The sequence below is a fragment of the Actinomyces capricornis genome, from assembly GCF_019974135.1.
In the GTDB taxonomy this organism is placed as follows: domain Bacteria; phylum Actinomycetota; class Actinomycetes; order Actinomycetales; family Actinomycetaceae; genus Actinomyces; species Actinomyces capricornis.
Genome location: NZ_AP025017.1, coordinates 3,101,408 through 3,117,834, shown reverse-complemented (window position 1 = coordinate 3,117,834; position 16,427 = coordinate 3,101,408). Strand labels below are relative to the sequence as shown.

Below are 16,427 nucleotides of genomic sequence, written 5' to 3'. Positions count from 1 at the left end.
TCGGTCCGTGAGTGGGGTCATTTACCCTACTGCGACCGGTCAAACCTTCTGGATCGGATAGCAAGTTAGGGCATCATTTTCCTTAATATTGCTTGATGCGCCACAATTTGATACCATAATGGTGGTATGAAAAAGTATCGTCTCAATAAAGTGAATTTGGTATTATTTGCGTGGCTGGCAGGAGTCACTATCGTTCTAGGTCTGATGGTCGTTGAGCATTTGTCGTACATGCGAACTACGCAAGACGCAATGGACTCGCTCTCTCAACAGATCTTCCAGCTGCAAGTCAAAGAACAAGAATCTGCTCGCTAGACATAGCGGCTAGGGTTTTTTCGAAGGCACTCTCAGTTGTTTTTTGAGTCCCCTGGCAGTAGCAACTCCAATGCCTCGATGCCCAGCTGCTCGGCGATCTTCTCCACGCTCTTGAGCGTCAGGTTGCGCTCACCGCGTTCCACGCCGCCCATGTAGGTGCGGTGTACGCCGATGACCTCGGCGAACGCCTCCTGGCTCAGACCGCGCTCCTTGCGGTAAGCACGCAGGTTGGCGCCCACCGTCCGCTGCAGATCTCCCAAGGCCACGCCCTGTAGCCTCACCGACCGCTACTTCATGGTCTACAGACTGATGAGTAGCAGCAGCGTTGAAGCGAGTGTTGACCTCATGCAGGATGTAGGCAGGGCGCGATCCAACAGCGTCCACATGGGGTCGACAGCTAGGACAACCCGGTTTGCTACGCGGCAGGTTGCTGTGCCAGCTCTGGGAACTTGGCCTCGACCAGGCGGAGACGCTTGTCCAGATCTTGGTAGATTGACTCATCCACTATCTCACGAGCGCCCTCCTCGTGGAAGAGCTGGTAACGAAGATCGCTGATGCTGGAGCGCAGTTCGGCCTGCCCCTCATGCAACTCGACGAAACGAGCCTCCATGCGCAGTTCCAGATCCTTGACGATATCTGTCAGGTTCTTGTTGTCCTGGCGGATGTCTGCTAGTTGTTCATCTATACTCTCGAACCGTCGATCGATCTGCTCAAAGCGTTTGTCGATCTGCTGGAATTTATCCTGCATAGTCCCCGCCATTGCGGTGACGGTCTCATTCAGTTGTTGAATCTGCTTGGATATATCTTCGTTCGTCATATATCTATTTAATCATATAATGCTGTTCAGCTCAATGAAACTTCCTTGTATCCAGACGGTCCCGTAGGGGTTCGAGGCCGGCGTTCTCCCTCGGCTGTCGCGGTCCGCTGGTTTTTGCTGCCGCAGTGCGGTTGAGTCGGTGGCGTAGGCGGAGCTACCGGGGAGAGTGGAGGTGCTGGGATGAGCGAGAGGTATACACCCGAAGGCGCAGGAGCCTGCCCTGCATGGTGCGTGCTACCCCATGACAATACTGACTACCCTGCCGACGCGGTCCATGAAGCAGCGCCATGCCTGATCCCAGGCGTTGTGCTGGAGCGTCACGGAGATGGAACTGGCCGCCCGATCCGTCAGGCGGTGGCCGCAGAGCTCAGTGTAGTGCGCTACCGCTACGAGACTGACAGCGAGGAGTGGGTCTACGTTGGCGATGGGTGCAGCGGCCTGGATCTCAGCCCAGAGACTGCCCGACGACTGGCCCATGCCATCACAGCCCTACTGGACAGTACGACGAGCTTCCGCCCGACAGGCCCTCGACTTGCTGATTTGCAGACGTATGAGTAGCATCAACCGCTGACAGGCCGGACGAGTGCGGGGAGGTGAGCATCATGATGGGCGGCGGCGACTGAGGCATGAGAACAGGGCTACGTGCCGACCAACTCATCAGGCTGCCTCGTGATGCTCCGCATCGTGGGGCAGTTCTGCTTCCAGGGTCCAGTTGGCGGAGAAGCCGCTCTTCGGCAAGAGCCAGCCCGGCAGATCAACAGAGACCACTCGACTGGCAACATTGGCGGGTGACCTGGTGATCTGAGCGGTCCTGCTCGTGGCCACTGTGTCACTGACCGTCAGGTGGGCGATGTCGGTGTTGGTGTAGTCGATGTCTAGGGATAGCCCGCGGCATGGCTGTGGCAACTCGAAGTACAGACGATGTCCCCAGGTTGGTGTGACCACACGGAACACCTGCCGGATCCGCACCGCCTCCCCGCTGCATGCTGCGGCATCCAGGTGGACGCTGTAGGTCTGGCCGGTCTTGCGGGTGCTGCGGCGGATGGTCTGTGGCCGGCCGTCGACGGTGAGCTCCAGGAGTTCGTAGGACTGGCGGCTGGCGGCATCGACGCCTGGACGGTTCTGCATGAGCCACGGAGACGTGGCTGGCACATCCAGGAGCAGCTCCTTGTATTCCTCTCGGTCCGACACGCACGCGAAGCGGCGCACCGACCCACTCGGGACCGTGGTGTACTCCCACTCCACAGTAACGTCGAACAGAGTAGTACCTTTGGTACTACTCTCTAACATGTTAGAGAGCCGAACGCGCACCTCCACGTCGTACCACCGTTCGGCCGCGCGGATGGCCTGGTCGCGAATATCGGTATAGATCTCCCGAGCGAACTGCTCGTCACCCAACCGCAGCGACATGACGTTGCTGGCGATGTCATCCAGCAGCTCCAGGTTGGCCACGCGCTTCAGATCCTCCGGATGGATGGCGAAGCCCTCCACCACTGCATCCCGCATGGCCGGCGCCTGCTCACGGATGATCTCGCGGAACCGCTCCACCGTCGACTCTTCTTGGTCACGGCGAAAGGTGTATTCGAACAGCGTACCCAACAGCCCGGCACCGAACAGCGTTCCGCCCAGTTCGCCCAGTGGCAGTGCGTGCAGCCACGACCACGAACCCAGATCCAGGTTCGCCATCCAACCGTTCAGCATCATGAGGAGGATTCCAGACAATGTCAGAGACACGGCTACTAGGGCCGCTTTGAGGCGGCGGAGACGGCGTAGAGTATTTGTCTTTCTTTCGGTCATTATGTCTATATTATAGCATAATAGTAATGAGGGCGTGTAGGTAGTAGGCTGGCTATGCGTTGCGTAAAAATGAGAATGAATAGCGAGTGCGCTCCGGTTTCGTATCGCTCGATCAGTGATTATCTATTATCCCCTAAGAAATTCCACTTTAAAGAATATTGTGCTGGCAGTAGTTTCTCGCCAGAATTTGAATATTATGGCAAGAATTAAACAAAACCACACTTCCGGTAACCCACAGATCGGGGTATGAATCCTTGCAACCGTACTGAAGGACAGAGGGTGTCCTACGATCACGAACAAACCTTTTGTTTTACGTTAACCATAAGCTTTAAAAAACGAGTCTTAACGCATTTCACATACAATGGCCTCAATGATCGCTTTGCGATGACAAGTGATAGTATCAGGTGGATTGTCAAAATCAACCATATCACCGACGATGAAATTATTACTATAAGGTTCCACTTGAAATCCTCACCCTCAAATGCTAAGCGGAATAAATTAGAATTTTTATATGCAATCGTTGACCAGACCTCGAAAAGAAAGCATGCTAGAGCTAGGACAACATAGTTGTAATTCACCCTCAAACCTCTTCGCCAAAACTCAATTCTTAATATATCAAATAGAAAGAAAAATGTAAGTAAAAGTTGGCTAAGAAGACAAATATACAGAAACAACTGCAAACGCCAATCAACTGTTTTGTCGGCCGTGCCAAAAGCCAGAACTGTTGAAAGCATAACAGATAGTACAGCTCCAATTCCGAGAAGAGCTCGCCTTAATCCTAGGGCAAAGCTAACCGCCTCGTGCTCCTTCGACGCAATAATTCTGGCTCCACTAAATGCTGGAATAAGTGCCGCCAAAGGAGCCATTCCTTGTGTGGAAGTGAATAAACTATCTGAAGAATTTCCTTGACATAATATATAATAAGCCAGAACTTGAACAATAAAATATGAAATTATTGATGCGACTAGGGCAGGAAACGCCAATATTTCTCTTTTCGGATTCATTATAATTCTGAGATTTAGATGGGTGTTTTCGTCTGTTGCTGGCGGTACAGACGCAGAAACGACTCTGCCGTTTGATCTCAGTAATACGGAAGAGGCTATCGATGATGTTCCATGAGAAATGGAGTGATCCAGACTTAACGTACGTCGATTATCTACCGACCCAAGTTTAACGTCGTCAACGCGCATTCCTTCTGGCGCCAGAACCCTTAAATGAAGCCATAGGTCTTCATCGCCGTTAGCATTAAGTAGTAAAATCGACGATGATCTCAACCCTAATTCGTCGAGTTTGGCGAGAATTCTATCTATGAATTTCGGAGATTCATTTGAGTGAGCATCAACCGGCATGTTATGTTCTGTTTTTTCTTCGCCCGTGATGAAAGAAAGTCGAATAGTTCCTCTGCGAACAGTGGGATCGTTTGGGATATTAACTAGAACAAACGATTTACTCCGAAACCAATGGAGAGCGTTATATATGGAATCACGATTGTTGTCTACATGGAGGCCATCGAGAAATTCTTCGTCAAATAATGATTTGTCCGTAGGAGATGCCATAAATTTATTGAATAGCTTATTGATCATATCCTGGTTTAACTTTGATAATAAATCATTATCAATATTAGCAACGTATATAAAAATAAGCGTTTGAAAATATGCTTTTTCATGGCGAGTTGCCAAACATGCTTCACTTCCCCAAGGAGATTCGAAACCTTCGGTCATATATGGCCGATCGTCGAGTAAATCAAGTGGAAGGAGGATTCGAATGGGGTTTTTAGAACCTAATCGTTGCCCCCCTACTGTACGTAGCTGTTGAAAATCAATGTCGTATAAAATGGTATTTTTAATAACAGATTTACTCAAATACTCAAGATATTTGACCTTTCGTGCGATCCATTTATCGCGAAGCCACAGTAGCGTTAGATAAAAATCAATCTCCTCTTGTACACTACGAAGAGATGGAGGTGTAATAAACGGCATTAAATTCCCACCTTGATTGAGTTGTGCGGTGAATTAGTTAGTTACAATGCGAATAACGTGACCGGTTTCCTCGTACCGTTCTCTTGCGTCAATCCGTGCTTTGCGAAGAAAAGCTGGCTTTATAGGCTCCACTACTGTAACAATTCTTGCGCCCACCCATCCGGGAATAATTTCTTCAAGATCTTCGCCTTCACTCTCTGATTGGTTGTTCGCTTCACGCTCTTTAACTCCGTTGGCGAGCGTGGTGTCTAGTTTGGCTGCTACGCTCATCGCTCCATCACTTCCATCATCACTGACTGTGTCTTGTTCGACTGTTGTTGATCTATCGGCTGCTTTGTGGCTGGATTCTTCTGCCCGCAAAATGCCGAGGACGCATTGCGCTACTCGTCGTAATTCTTCATCACTGAGAGTCTTCGAGATCTGTTCTGCAGGCAATGCACCACACTCAGGGCACGGCATATTCGATGCCCGCTCATTATCGCCAGAAATGTTTCCCAAACGTTCCGCCATATATTTCTGTTATAGCAGACTTCTTGAATTGCGTCAATGCAAATGGTGCAGAGTACTTCCGGTGCTTCAGAAAGATAAGCAGACGATGCATTGCCGAACGACCATTTCCGCTGTCGTTCGGTTCGCCGAGCATCCACTCGGTAGCTCCTGGTTACATGCATCGTTTCTGTCTTCAAGGTGTCGCTCGTCGTTGGCGACTGTCTGGGGTCAGTGTAGAGCGAGATGGGGCTCGCGGTGCGGCGACGCTCCGAGCGAGTGGTGCTGGCGCGCCCCTGGTGGAGCGTCCCGAAGCACCGCGGGACGGGCTCGGTCGGTACGAATGAAGACCATACACGATACCAGAGGTATTGCCTGAGCGACAGGGTGAAGACTGAGTTCATCAGATGATATGGTCTGCATCACGGGTGGAGCTCATCTCCTTCCTCCAAGCTGACCAGGCCCGAAGCACTGCTGGACAGGATCCACGTGTTGCCCAAGGTGGTGATGCTCAGTGACACCCCAGGCGGCAGATCGGCGGTGGTGGTCGTGAACTGTGGCCAGACTTCGCCAGGCCATCGGAGGCGGACCGGCAGTACGGGGCGGAGGTGAAGTGGCTGCTCCAGGTGACAGCGGAGCCAGAGAGTCTCCGGGGCTGCGGTGGGATCGAGTGGTGCTGTGAAGCGCAGAGCCGATTGCCATGGAATCCATCGACTGTCACTATCTAAAGTGTCAAGACCCATAGGCTTCATATCGATAAACCAGGGCCAGGCCGTGGAGATCTGGAGTTCGAGGGCTCCGTTTGGCTGGCCGGCCAGCCAAACATGGCATGCCGGTGTGAGTTGCACCGTCCAGGTGGTGCAGATCAGGTGAGCGATGCGCTGAAGGCCGGTGTCTGAGTGGCGGCGAGCTTGCCGGGCTTCGAAGCCGTAGTCGGCACCGAAGTCGTTGAGCCTTGCCAAGTGAGTGGATCGGGCGGAAGCGAATCCCAGCGAGTAGGCGGCGGCCTGGATCGGCAAGACATCGTCGTCTTGATCAATGACCTGGAGAACGCGGTCCTGTAGTTGAGTGAAGGCCACTGATGGATCGCCTCCGCCCAGGAGGGCAACGACCGTAGGCATGGCGGTCATGCCAGTGGGAGAGAGACCCGTTGGGCGCTTGCGGGCCGCTAGCAGTTCACTGAGGACCTGCTCGACCAGCGCTGGTCGCGATTGATCTGCCGAGTCATGCGCGTCGTCGGACACAGGCGCAGGGTACCTCGTTGGATCTACACGATGTCACTTCTGTGTCACGACTCCACCCACCCTGCCGAGGTCTCCTAGATGCGTGAGGCCACTCTGGTCTCGTGGCCGAGGCACACCGCGCACATCTGCGCTGGTGGCAGTGGTCTCGGCTGGTCGGTTCGATCTGCGCCGGAAGGAGTCAATGTCATGTCAAACGAGATCATCCCTCAGGTTCCAGAGGCCTACGCCACCGGCGTCATGCCGTTTGGGCAGCCCTCATCGCGGGCTGTGGCGCGGGGTGTCAGGCGAGAGACCGACGCTGTCTTGGCTCGGGCTGAGGTGGCGCACGCCACCGACCAGGCTCGTGCCGTACTGGCGGCGGGCGCCCTGAGCAACGCCAGCGCCTTGGTGGGGTTGGCCGAGCAGTGCTACCAGGCGGCGCCGGCTGGGGCGCCGTACTACGAGGCGATTCTGCAGGCCTACGGCCTGGGCGCGGCTCGCGCTGTCGCCCGGTTCTGAGCGTGGCGCCGGGAGGAGCATTCGACATGAGCACCACCACCGCCATCCTGCTGGGCGTCCTGGTCCTGCTGGCGCTCCACCTGGCCACTCGAGCCAGTCGGCGGCGCGCACAGGCCAGCCGTCAGGAACAGCGCCGTCAGGTTGCCAAGAGGCTCGATTCGGCCCCGCTGTCACAGCCGACACCTGTCTGTCTGCAACGCAATGCTGCCTCAGAGCACCGAGCTCTGCAGCGCCGCATGGTGGCCGCCAAGCGAGAGCAAGATGCGGCTGCCCTCCACGCCGCCAGGCTCATGCTGGCCGTCGCGCACGCGTGCCGGGATGACCAGCGCCAGCCGTAGGTCAAGTCTCTTGGTGTGGTGTTTTTTGGGTTAGGTGGTGAGGGTTATCAGGGGGTGGTTGTCGGGGGTGGTGTGGGTCAGGGTGTGGGTGAGTTGCTGGAGTGAGGTCTGGGATAGGTAGCGGCGTTCGCTGTACTGCCATTCCTCGTGCTGCTCTTGGAGGACGGCGCCGATCAGGCGGGTGACGGACTCGCGGTCGGGGAAGACCTGGACGACGTCGGCGCGGCGCTTGATCTCGCGGTTGAGGCGCTCGATGGGGTTGTTGGACCAGATCTTTTACCAGTGCTCGCGGGGCATCGCGGTGAAGGCGGTCAGGTCGGGCTCGGCGTCAATCAGCATCTGGGCGATGGCGGGCAGCCAGGACTGCAGGGAGTCGATGACCTGCTTGTACTGGGCGGCCACGGCCTGGGGGCTGGTCTGGGCGAAGATGGTGGAGATCAGCGCATTGACAGGCTTGGAGTGGGCCGAGCCCAGGTGCTGGGTGACGTTGCGGGCGAAGTGGACCCGGCAGCGCTGCCAGGCCGCCCCGGGCAGGATCGCCTTGATCGCGGCCTTCAGGCCCGCGTGGGCGTCACTGGTGACCAGCGCCACGCCCAGGGGATCAGCGGTGCTGGCGACCCTCAATCCCCGCTGGCGCAGGGAGCGCAGGAACTCGGTCCAAAAGTCGGTGGTCTCGGCGTCCCCGATGGCCATGCCCAGGATCTCGCGCCGGCCCAGGGCTGATACTCCGGTGGCTACTACCAGGGCCTGGCAGACCACGCGGTGGCCCATGCGCACATCGAGGTAGGTCGCGTCCACGAACAGGTAGGGGAACCAGGAGTGGTCCAGGGGCCGGGTCAGGAACTGGCCCACGCCCTGGTCGATGTCCTTGCAGATGCGCGAGACGCTCGAGCGCGAGATGCCTGACTCGCACCCCAGGGCCTTGACCAGTTCATCGACCTTGCGTGTGGAGACCCCCTCGATCCAGGCCGAGCAGATCACGGCGTACAGGGCCTTATCGACCCTCCTGCGCGGGTTGAGCAGGCTGGGGAAGAACGACCCGGAGCGCAGCTTGGGGATGGCCAGCTCGACCTCTCCGGCAGTGGTGGCCAGTGTCTTGGCTCGCTTGCCGTTGCGCCTGTTGGTGCGCTGCTCGGTGCGCTCATAGCGGCCGGCGCCGATGACCGCGGCCGCCTCGGCATCGATCAGGTCTTGCAGACCGGCTTGCAGCATCCGGCGGAAGACATCGTCATGGGCCAGGTCAGGGTCGGACAGCACTTCCCCGATCAGGGCAGACACGGCAGACTTGTGCGTGGGCATCGTGGGAACACTCCTGGTGAATCTTGGTCGAGAATCTGGGTCCCACGATGCCCACCCCAGCACCCCCGGCTGGCCAAGCCCCGCAGGAATTGCCACCACACTACGAGACGCACCCCGCAGTGGCACGACGCCGGAGCAGTCGGGGCCTGACGGGGCATCGGGGCGCCATCACCTACGCTGGGGGCCGTGAGCGAGCAGTCCCGCAGCGCCGAGGAGCGCCTGGTCAACCTCCTGCTGACGCTGCGCAGCACCCGTCGGGGGATGAGCGCCGAGGAGGTGCTCGAGGCCGTGCCCGGATATGCGGCGGACAACGCGGAGTCGGCCCGCCGCAAGTTCGAGCGGGACAAGGAGACGCTGCGCGAGCTGGGCATCGCACTGAGCACCCGGGGCGGGGCCGATGAGCCCCGCTACCGCATCAGTGAGGAGGACTACGTCCTTCCCGAGCTGCGCCTGGACGCCTCCCAGGCCGCCGCCCTGGACCTGGCCGCCTCGGCCTGGCGCCATGGCAGCCTGCCGGCCACCGCCAGGAGGGCCCTCATCAAGCTGCGGGCCGTGGCCGAGGAGCCGCGAGCCCCCGCAGAGGCGCAGGACCTCGCCGATGCGTCGGCGCCGCTGGGGGCGGGGGAGCTGTCCGCGGACCTGTCCGGCGAGCAGATCCCCGAGGTGCTCATCGCCGCCGTCGATGAGCGCCGCCTCATCTCCTTCGACTACCTCTCGGCGCACTCGGGCACCAGCGGCGGGCGCACCGTCGAGCCCCACCACCTGCGCATGAGCCAGGGCGCCTGGTACCTCGACGCCGTGGAGGCGGGCCAGGAGCGCACCTTCAACCTGGCCCGCCTCAGCGGGCTCACGGTCCAGGACCCTCCCGGCGCCTTCATCCGGCGGCCTCGCGCCGTGCGGGCGCCCCAGCGCGCCCTCCTGGCGATCCGCTCCGGCCGGGCCCTGAGCCTCAGGCTCATGGGCGAGGAGGTCGAGGCCGGTGCCGCGCCGGCCGACGACGATGCTCCGCCCCTGCCCGAGGGCGCCCTGGAGGGGCGCGACCTCTACGCGGTGGACTATGAGGACCGCTTCTCCTTCGCCGGGACGCTGGCCTCCATGGGTGACGCGGTCCTGGTCCTGGCCCCCGCACAGCTGCGCCGCAGCGTCGTCAGCCATCTGCGGGCGGCAGCGGCACTGGGAGGCCTGAGTGAGGAGACCCGCGGGGCTGACGGAAGCAGGGGGGCCTGAGATGCCGCGCCGCCCCACCTCCGAGCACCTGGCCCGCCTGCTGGCCCTGCCCGCCTGGGTGGCCGAGCACCCCGGGACCAGCATTGAGCGCGCCGCCGCCCACTTCGGCGTCACCCCCGGGCAGATCGAGGCGGACGTCAACACCCTGTGGGTCTCGGGGCTGCCCGGCGGTCTGCCCGGTGAGCTCGTCGACTTCGACGCCGCCGACTTCGAGGCGGGCCGCCTGAGCCTGTCCGAGCCCCTGGGCCTGGACCGGCCCGTGCGCCTGTCCCGCCAGGAGGCGCTGTCCCTGGTCATGGCCCTGCGCGTCCTGCGCTCCGTGCTGGCCGGCGACGAGGACTCCCTGCGCGCCCTGGGCGGGGCCGAGGCGGCGCTCACCGGCCTGCTGTCCCATGGCCCCGATGAGCCGCTCGACCCCTGCGCCGCGCCGGCCGCCGGGCGCTCCCACACCTTGGAGGATACGGGGGAGCAGGAGCAGGTCAGGACGGGCTCCCGCCACCTGGCCGAGATACTGGCCAGTGTGCGCCAGGCGCTGCGCGAGCGCCGTCGGCTCGAGATCACCTACGTCTCAGCCACCGACACCGCCTCCCAGCGCCAGGTCGATCCCATGGAGCTGCGCAGCGACGGCGCGCACCTGTGGCTGCTCGGCTGGTGCCTGAGCGCGGGCGCGCAGCGCACCTTCCGCCTCGATCGCGTGCTGGCGGCCACCGTGCTGCCCACCCGGGCGCGGGCGCGCCGCGCTCCCAAGCACCGCCGAGGCCAGGGGCTCGCCTCCCCTGCGGCGGGGCCCACGGCCGCCCTGACGCTGCGGCCCTCGGGCCGGTGGCTGGTCGAGCAGGTCCCCTGCCTGAGCGTGGAGGAGCGGGACGACGGGTGCCTGCGGGCCACGATCCAGGGACGCGACGAGGACTGGCTGGTCTCGCTGGCGCTCTCGGCCGGCAGCCACCTCATCGCCGTCGAGCCGGCAGCACTGGCGCAGCGGGTGGGCGGGGCGGCGCGCCGCGCCCTGGCCGCCTACGGCCCCGACGCCGGCGGGAGGGCCGGACCGGCGCCGCATGCGGGCGGGGTATGATACTGCGCGCCTCCTCCGCCCGGGGCGGATACCCGCAGGGGCGGGTCGGGGCATGTCGCGCGGAGCGCTAGACTCATCGTGTTCACTCATTGTGCACCCACCGGAAGTAGGAATTCACCATGGGAGCTTTCAAGCCCTGGCACTGGATCGTGCTCATCGTCGTCGTGGTCCTGGTCTTCGGAGCAGGCCGGCTCCCCGACATCGCCAAGAGCCTGGGCCAGTCGATGAAGGTCTTCAAGAAGGAGGTCAAGGAGCTGCGCGAGGACGACGACCAGCCTCCCGCCCAGATCCAGCAGCCTCAGGAGGGCACCTACTACACCCAGCCCACCCAGCAGGGCCAGGCGGCCCCCAGCGGCTCGGAGCACCCCTCCCAGCAGTGAGCCCCGCCCCGCGGCCCCACCCGGGGCGCGGGACGCGGAGGGCCACCCCCACGGGGGCGGCGCGGCCGCCCGGTCTGCGCCGGCCCCCGAACCCTGCACCCATCAACGCCACGAAGGAGAAGCGCGGTGCCCAAGCTCCCCAAGATCTCCACGGCCCGCCGTAAGGACAACCCCGAGGCGAGGATGTCCATCGGGGACCACCTGCGCGAGCTGCGCAATCGCGTCATCATCTCCGCCGTGGGCGTGATCGTGGGATCAGTGGTGGGCTACCTCATCTACGACTGGGCCTTCGCCCTGGTCACCTACCCCATCACCGAGGCCATCGACAACGGCGCCAAGCTGACCCTGAACTTCAACACGGTGCTGGGCTCCTTCGACCTGAAGATCCGCATCTCCCTGTGGCTGGGCGTCCTGCTGTCCTCGCCGCTGTGGATGTACCAGTTCTGGGCCTATGTGGGCCCGGGCATGACGGCCAGGGAGAAGCGCTACACCTGGGCCTACGGCCTGGTGGGCCTGCTGCTGTTCCTGAGCGGCGTGGCCCTGGGCATCTTCATCCTGCCGCATGCGGTGACGATCCTCACCGGCTTCATCCCCCAGGGGGCTGCCACCTCAGGCTTCATCGACGCCAGCCCCTACCTGTCCTTCGTCATGAGGATCATCCTGGTCTTCGGCCTGGCCTTCCTGCTGCCCGAGGTCATGGTGGCCCTCAACCACCTGGGCCTGGTCAAGGGCGCCACCCTGCTCAAGGGCTGGCGATGGGCCGTGGTCATCATCTTCGCCTTCATGGCGGTGGCCAACCCCCTGCCCGACCCCTGGTCCATGATCTTCATGGCCATCCCCATCACCGGCCTGTACTTCCTGGCCTGCTACATCGCCATCCGCCACGACAAGCGGGTGGCCAGGAAGCGGGCCGCCCTGGATGCCGAGCTCGATGCCGCACTGGCCACGCCCTCCGGCAAGCAGCTCCCCGCGGATTGAGCGGTCTGCCACCACCGAGCCTCAGCCACCCCACCTCCAACAATGCGCATTGCCCTGCTGTCCAATCCCTCCTCAGGACGGGGCCGTCACGCCCAGGCCGACGACGATGCCCGCCTGCGGCTCATGCGCGCCGGCCATGAGGTCCTCCACGTGCGCACCGGCTCCTATGAGCAGGCGCGCAGTGCGGGCTCGGCCCTCGTGGCCCAGGAGGCCGATGCCCTGGTGGTCGTGGGAGGCGATGGCATGGTCCACCTCGGCCTGGAGGTGGTGGCGGGCACCGAGGTTCCCCTGGGGATCGTGGCCACGGGAACTGGCAACGATATCGCCCGCCACTTCGGCCTGCCCAGCCGGGATGTGGCGGAGGGAACCCGGATCATCGACGCCGCCCTGAGCGGGCGCACCAGCACCGGACGGGTCCTTGCCGTGGACGCCATCCGCGCCACCCGCCCCGACGGCACCGTGGTGGCCGGCGGGCACCAGTGGTCCCTGGCGGTGGTCTCGGCCGGATTCGACGCCGCCGTCAACGCCCGGGCCAACCTCATGACCTGGCCCGCGGGGGAGGGGCGCTACCTGCGCGCTGTCCTGGCCGAGCTGTCCACCCTGGCCCCCTACGGCTACCGGATCACCACCGACTCGGGCACCTGGGAGGGGCCCGCCCTGCTGGCGGCCGTGGCCAACACCCGCTACTTCGGGGGCGGGATGGACCTGGCGCCCCACGCCGACCCCTGCGACGGGATGCTGGAGGTGCTGCGCCTGGAGCCTGTGGGCCGGTTCCGGCTCCTGGGGCTGCTGCGCCGGCTCCTGGCGGGCACCCACCTGGACTCGCCCCATATCCACCTTGAGCGCACCGCGAGCGTGACCATCGAGGCCCTCGATGAGCGCACCGGTCAGGATCATGGGCTGCGGCCCCCGCCCCACCCCTACGCCGACGGCGAGCCGCTGGCGCCCCTCCCGCTGCGCCTGAGCGCGGTTGCGCAGGCGGTGCGCCTCCTGCTGCCGGCGCCCGGCTCCGGGCTCGGCGCGGGTGCGGGAACGTAGGGTGTGCCCATGAGCTCACCCGCCCAGCGCTATGCCGAGGCCCGTCGTCGTCAGGCGGCCAGCCGCGGCGAGCTCGCCCGCTTCGCCGAGGGCTACGACTTCCCGCTGGACGACTTCCAGTCTCAGGGCTGCGCCGCCCTGGAGCGGGGGGAGAACGTGCTGGTGGCCGCACCCACCGGGGCCGGCAAGACCGTGGTGGGGGAGTTCGCCGTCCACCTGGGACTGGCCCGGGGCCTGAAGACCTTCTACACCACCCCCATCAAGGCCCTGTCCAACCAGAAGTACCTCGACCTGGCGGCCCGCCACGGGCAGGAGCGGGTGGGCCTGCTCACCGGTGACGCCTCGGTCAACCCCCACGCCGAGGTGGTGGTGATGACCACCGAGGTGCTGCGCAACATGCTCTACTCCGGCTCACGGGACCTGGAGGACCTGGGCTACGTGGTCATGGACGAGGTCCACTACCTGGCCGACCGCTTCCGCGGCCCGGTGTGGGAGGAGGTCATCATCCACCTGGCGCCGCAGGTGCGGGTGGTCTCCCTGTCGGCCACGGTCTCCAACGCCGAGGAGTTCGGCGACTGGCTGGGACAGGTGCGGGGTGCCACCACCGTCGTGGTCTCCGAGCACCGGCCCGTGCCCCTGACCCAGCACATGATGGTGGGCAGGCGCCTGCTGCCCCTCTACTCCCTGCCCGACCCCCGCCCCGCCCAGGAGGAGGCGCCCAGCACCCGGGACCATGACGATGCCGGGGAGGGAGGCGGCGGGGCGCCGGCCCCGGAGGGCTCCACCCAGCCGCCGATCAACCCCCGCCTGGTCCAGGCGATCCGGACGGCCCGTCGGGCCGCCGCCTCGCAGACCTCCTCCTACCAGGGCCACGGGGGCTCCCCGCACTGGCGGCGCCGGGGCCGGGCGGGGCGGGTCCCCCGCCGAGGCGAGGGCGGTGCGCGCACCGCCCGGTTGAAGCCGCCCTCGCGGCCCACGGTCATCTCCGCCCTGGAGGGGGCCGGACTGCTTCCGGCCATCATCTTCGTCTTCTCCCGGGCCGGCTGCGAGCAGGCCGTGGCCCAGGCGGTCGCCGCGGGGGTGGATCTGACCACGCCGGCCCAGGCGGCCGCGATCCGCGCCATCATCGAGCAGCGCACGGCCGATATCCCCCGGGGGGACCTGGGGGTCCTGGGCTTCCACTCCTGGGCGCACGCCCTGGAGCGGGGGGTGGCAGCCCACCATGCCGGGCTGCTGCCGGTGTTCAAGGAGACGGTGGAGGAGCTCTTCAGTGCCGGCCTCATCAAGGTCGTCTACGCCACCGAGACCCTGGCCCTGGGCATCAACATGCCGGCGCGCACGGTGGTCCTGGAATCGCTGCGCAAGTGGAACGGCTCGGCGCACGTGGCCCTCAGCCCGGGGGAGTACACCCAGCTGACGGGCCGGGCGGGACGGCGCGGCATCGACGTCGAGGGGCACGCCGTGGTCCTGGCCGCCGACGACGTCGAGCCCTCGACCGTCTCGGCCCTGGCCTCGCGGCGCACCTACCCGTTGGTCTCGGCCTTCCGCCCCACCTACAACATGGCGGTCAACCTCCTGTCGCGCACCTCGCGGGCACGTGCCCGCGAAGTCCTGGAGTCCTCCTTCGCCCAGTTCCAGGCCGACCGGGGCGTGGTGGAGCTGGCGGCCCAGGCGCGGCGCAAGCGCCGCGGCCTGGCCTCCCTGGAGAAGGCGATGGCCTGCGACCTGGGCGACTTCCGCGAGTACGCGGCCCTGCGCCAGGAGATCGGGGAGGTCGAGGCGGACGTGTCGCGGGCGAGGTCGGCCTCACGACGCCGGGAGGCGGGACGGGTGATGAGCGGCCTGGAGCGCGGCGACGTCGTCATCCACCGCAGGGGCCGGCGCCTGCGGCACGCGGTGGTCCTGGAGGCGGCCGCCGACCGCACCGGCACGCCCACCCTGACCGTGCTGGGGGAGGATGGGCGGGTGGTAGCCCTGACTCCGGACACCTCACCCGATGGGGTCACCCGGGTGGGGCACCTGCGCGTGGCCCCGAGCCTGGATATCCACCGGCCCCGGGAGCGCGACCGCCTCGTGGGGCGCCTGGTGGAGGCCCTGCGCTCCGGCGACCTGGACGATGGCCGCCGTGGTCGCGCCAAGGCCGAGCGCGCCCGGGCCGAGCGCGCCGCCATCGAGCACCTCGAGCAGCTGCGCGCGGCCATGCGCGCCCACCCCTGCCATGGCTGCCCGCAGCGCGAGGAGCATGCCCGGCTGGGACGCAGGTGGTCGCGGGCACTGGCCGCCTCCGAGCGGCTCCAGCGGCGCGTGGAGGCCCGCACCGGTACTATTGCGCGGCTCTTCGACGCCGTATGCCAGGTCCTCCTGGAGCTGGGCTACCTTGAGGCGGTCGACCCCCGCAGGCCCGAGGGCGAGCTGCGGGTCACCGCCGCCGGCCGCATCCTGGCCCGCATCTACGCCGAGCGGGACCTGCTCATCGCCGAGTGCCTGCGCACCGGGGTGTGGCGGGACCTGGATGCCGGCGAGCTGGCCGGGGCCCTGAGTGCCTGCGTCTACGAGCCGCGCCTGACCAGCCAGTCCCTGGGGCTGCCGGTGGCGCCCGGCTCACGCCTGGGCACCAGCCTGCGCCAGACCCTGGCGGTGGCCCGGCGCATCAATGAGCTGGAGGCACTGGCCCGCCTGGAGACCTCCCCGGGGGCTGAGCCGGCCCTGGCCGGGGCGGTGCGGGCCTGGTGCCAGGGCGCGGACCTGGCCGAGGTCCTCCAGGCCACCGAGCTGAGCGCCGGGGACTTCGTGCGCTGGTGCCGCCAGCTGCTCGACGTCGTCGGCCAGCTCGCCACCCTGACCCCCGCCCGGGGCGCCGATGCGCGGGCCGAGCGGGACACCGCGGCCCTGTCGCTGCGGGCCGCCGAGGCCTGCCAGGACCTGGACCGAGGAGTGGTGGCATGGTCGGGGCTGTGAGCGC

The 16,427-nt window shown here is 64.2% G+C and carries 15 protein-coding genes and 1 pseudogene; 9 read left to right on the top strand and 7 right to left on the bottom strand.

Translation table 11 applies throughout. The annotated features are described in order from the left end of the window. Positions 1–344 precede the first annotated feature (344 nt). Together MANAM107_RS12750 and MANAM107_RS12745 are read right to left on the bottom strand one after the other, a co-directional pair. Positions 345–578, bottom strand: coding sequence for a helix-turn-helix domain-containing protein (locus tag MANAM107_RS12750; protein WP_223909405.1), 234 nt, complete (start codon positions 576–578; stop codon positions 345–347). A gap of 149 nt (positions 579–727) precedes the next feature. After that, the gene (locus MANAM107_RS12745; RefSeq protein WP_223909404.1) at positions 728–1,129 is read right to left on the bottom strand and encodes a hypothetical protein; all 402 of its coding nucleotides are present in this window, start codon (positions 1,127–1,129) and stop codon (positions 728–730) included. A gap of 180 nt (positions 1,130–1,309) precedes the next feature. Between MANAM107_RS12745 and MANAM107_RS13320 the strand changes: the two genes are divergently transcribed. Continuing rightward, positions 1,310–1,687 (top strand): DUF6907 domain-containing protein, encoded by a 378-nt coding sequence (locus tag MANAM107_RS13320; protein ID WP_373314057.1) that lies wholly within the window; start codon positions 1,310–1,312, stop codon positions 1,685–1,687. 99 nt (positions 1,688–1,786) lie between these two features. Here MANAM107_RS13320 and MANAM107_RS12740 read toward each other — a convergent pair whose 3' ends face one another. From MANAM107_RS12740 to MANAM107_RS12725, 4 genes are all read right to left on the bottom strand, one after another. Next, the gene (locus MANAM107_RS12740) at positions 1,787–2,926 is read right to left on the bottom strand and encodes a hypothetical protein (RefSeq protein ID WP_373314056.1); all 1,140 of its coding nucleotides are present in this window, start codon (positions 2,924–2,926) and stop codon (positions 1,787–1,789) included. 290 nt (positions 2,927–3,216) lie between these two features. Then, positions 3,217–4,905 (bottom strand): hypothetical protein, encoded by a 1,689-nt coding sequence (locus tag MANAM107_RS12735; protein ID WP_223909401.1) that lies wholly within the window; start codon positions 4,903–4,905, stop codon positions 3,217–3,219. Between the two features lie 33 nt (positions 4,906–4,938). Beyond that, a complete protein-coding gene (locus tag MANAM107_RS12730; RefSeq protein WP_223909400.1) occupies positions 4,939–5,415 on the bottom strand; it encodes a hypothetical protein in 477 nt (158 codons plus the stop codon). A 398-nt stretch (positions 5,416–5,813) separates the two neighbouring features. Beyond that, the gene (locus tag MANAM107_RS12725) at positions 5,814–6,635 is read right to left on the bottom strand and encodes a hypothetical protein (RefSeq protein ID WP_223909398.1); all 822 of its coding nucleotides are present in this window, start codon (positions 6,633–6,635) and stop codon (positions 5,814–5,816) included. 186 nt (positions 6,636–6,821) lie between these two features. Here MANAM107_RS12725 and MANAM107_RS12720 point away from each other — a divergent pair, with 186 nt between their 5' ends. Both MANAM107_RS12720 and MANAM107_RS12715 read left to right on the top strand, forming a co-directional pair. Then, positions 6,822–7,133: a phosphoenolpyruvate carboxylase gene (locus MANAM107_RS12720; protein WP_223909397.1), complete on the top strand. Its 312-nt coding sequence runs from the start codon at positions 6,822–6,824 to the stop codon at positions 7,131–7,133. A gap of 26 nt (positions 7,134–7,159) precedes the next feature. Then, positions 7,160–7,471 carry a hypothetical protein gene (locus MANAM107_RS12715; RefSeq protein ID WP_223909394.1) on the top strand — a complete coding sequence of 104 codons (312 nt, stop codon included), beginning with the start codon at positions 7,160–7,162 and terminating at the stop codon, positions 7,469–7,471. 30 nt (positions 7,472–7,501) lie between these two features. Here the strand turns inward: MANAM107_RS12715 and MANAM107_RS12710 are convergent. Beyond that, positions 7,502–8,770, bottom strand: a pseudogene (locus tag MANAM107_RS12710) (IS256 family transposase). A 186-nt stretch (positions 8,771–8,956) separates the two neighbouring features. On the opposite strand from MANAM107_RS12710, the gene MANAM107_RS12705 reads away from it, so the two are divergent. The 6 genes from MANAM107_RS12705 (at position 8,957) to MANAM107_RS12680 (ending at position 16,423) form a co-directional block, all read left to right on the top strand. Next, entirely contained in the window at positions 8,957–9,997 is a 1,041-nt protein-coding gene (locus MANAM107_RS12705) for a helix-turn-helix transcriptional regulator (RefSeq protein WP_223909391.1), read from the top strand. Between the two features lies 1 nt (position 9,998). Continuing rightward, entirely contained in the window at positions 9,999–11,069 is a 1,071-nt protein-coding gene (locus MANAM107_RS12700; RefSeq protein WP_223909380.1) for a helix-turn-helix transcriptional regulator, read from the top strand. 119 nt (positions 11,070–11,188) lie between these two features. After that, positions 11,189–11,449, top strand: a complete 261-nt coding sequence (gene tatA / locus MANAM107_RS12695) for a Sec-independent protein translocase subunit TatA (RefSeq protein WP_223909376.1) — start codon at positions 11,189–11,191, stop codon at positions 11,447–11,449. A 126-nt stretch (positions 11,450–11,575) separates the two neighbouring features. Beyond that, entirely contained in the window at positions 11,576–12,427 is an 852-nt protein-coding gene (tatC, locus tag MANAM107_RS12690; protein WP_223909374.1) for a twin-arginine translocase subunit TatC, read from the top strand. 42 nt (positions 12,428–12,469) lie between these two features. Then, positions 12,470–13,465 carry a diacylglycerol/lipid kinase family protein gene (locus MANAM107_RS12685; protein ID WP_223909372.1) on the top strand — a complete coding sequence of 332 codons (996 nt, stop codon included), beginning with the start codon at positions 12,470–12,472 and terminating at the stop codon, positions 13,463–13,465. A 9-nt stretch (positions 13,466–13,474) separates the two neighbouring features. Continuing rightward, positions 13,475–16,423: a DEAD/DEAH box helicase gene (locus tag MANAM107_RS12680; protein ID WP_223909370.1), complete on the top strand. Its 2,949-nt coding sequence runs from the start codon at positions 13,475–13,477 to the stop codon at positions 16,421–16,423. Positions 16,424–16,427: the final 4 nt, after the last annotated feature.

What these genes read in the sequence shown, in the direction of transcription:
- MANAM107_RS12720 (WP_223909397.1), top strand. Translation starts at nt 6,822, where the DNA reads ATGTCAAACGAGATCATCCCTCAGGTTCCAGAGGCCTACGCCACCGGC.
- MANAM107_RS12685 (WP_223909372.1), top strand. Translation starts at nt 12,470, where the DNA reads ATGCGCATTGCCCTGCTGTCCAATCCCTCCTCAGGACGGGGCCGTCAC.
- MANAM107_RS12740 (WP_373314056.1), bottom strand. Translation starts at nt 2,926, where the DNA reads ATGACCGAAAGAAAGACAAATACTCTACGCCGTCTCCGCCGCCTCAAA.
- MANAM107_RS12715 (WP_223909394.1), top strand. Translation starts at nt 7,160, where the DNA reads ATGAGCACCACCACCGCCATCCTGCTGGGCGTCCTGGTCCTGCTGGCG.
- MANAM107_RS12700 (WP_223909380.1), top strand. Translation starts at nt 9,999, where the DNA reads ATGCCGCGCCGCCCCACCTCCGAGCACCTGGCCCGCCTGCTGGCCCTG.
- MANAM107_RS12680 (WP_223909370.1), top strand. Translation starts at nt 13,475, where the DNA reads ATGAGCTCACCCGCCCAGCGCTATGCCGAGGCCCGTCGTCGTCAGGCG.
- MANAM107_RS12730 (WP_223909400.1), bottom strand. Translation starts at nt 5,415, where the DNA reads ATGGCGGAACGTTTGGGAAACATTTCTGGCGATAATGAGCGGGCATCG.
- MANAM107_RS12745 (WP_223909404.1), bottom strand. Translation starts at nt 1,129, where the DNA reads ATGACGAACGAAGATATATCCAAGCAGATTCAACAACTGAATGAGACC.
- MANAM107_RS13320 (WP_373314057.1), top strand. Translation starts at nt 1,310, where the DNA reads ATGAGCGAGAGGTATACACCCGAAGGCGCAGGAGCCTGCCCTGCATGG.
- MANAM107_RS12735 (WP_223909401.1), bottom strand. Translation starts at nt 4,905, where the DNA reads ATGCCGTTTATTACACCTCCATCTCTTCGTAGTGTACAAGAGGAGATT.
- tatA (WP_223909376.1), top strand. Translation starts at nt 11,189, where the DNA reads ATGGGAGCTTTCAAGCCCTGGCACTGGATCGTGCTCATCGTCGTCGTG.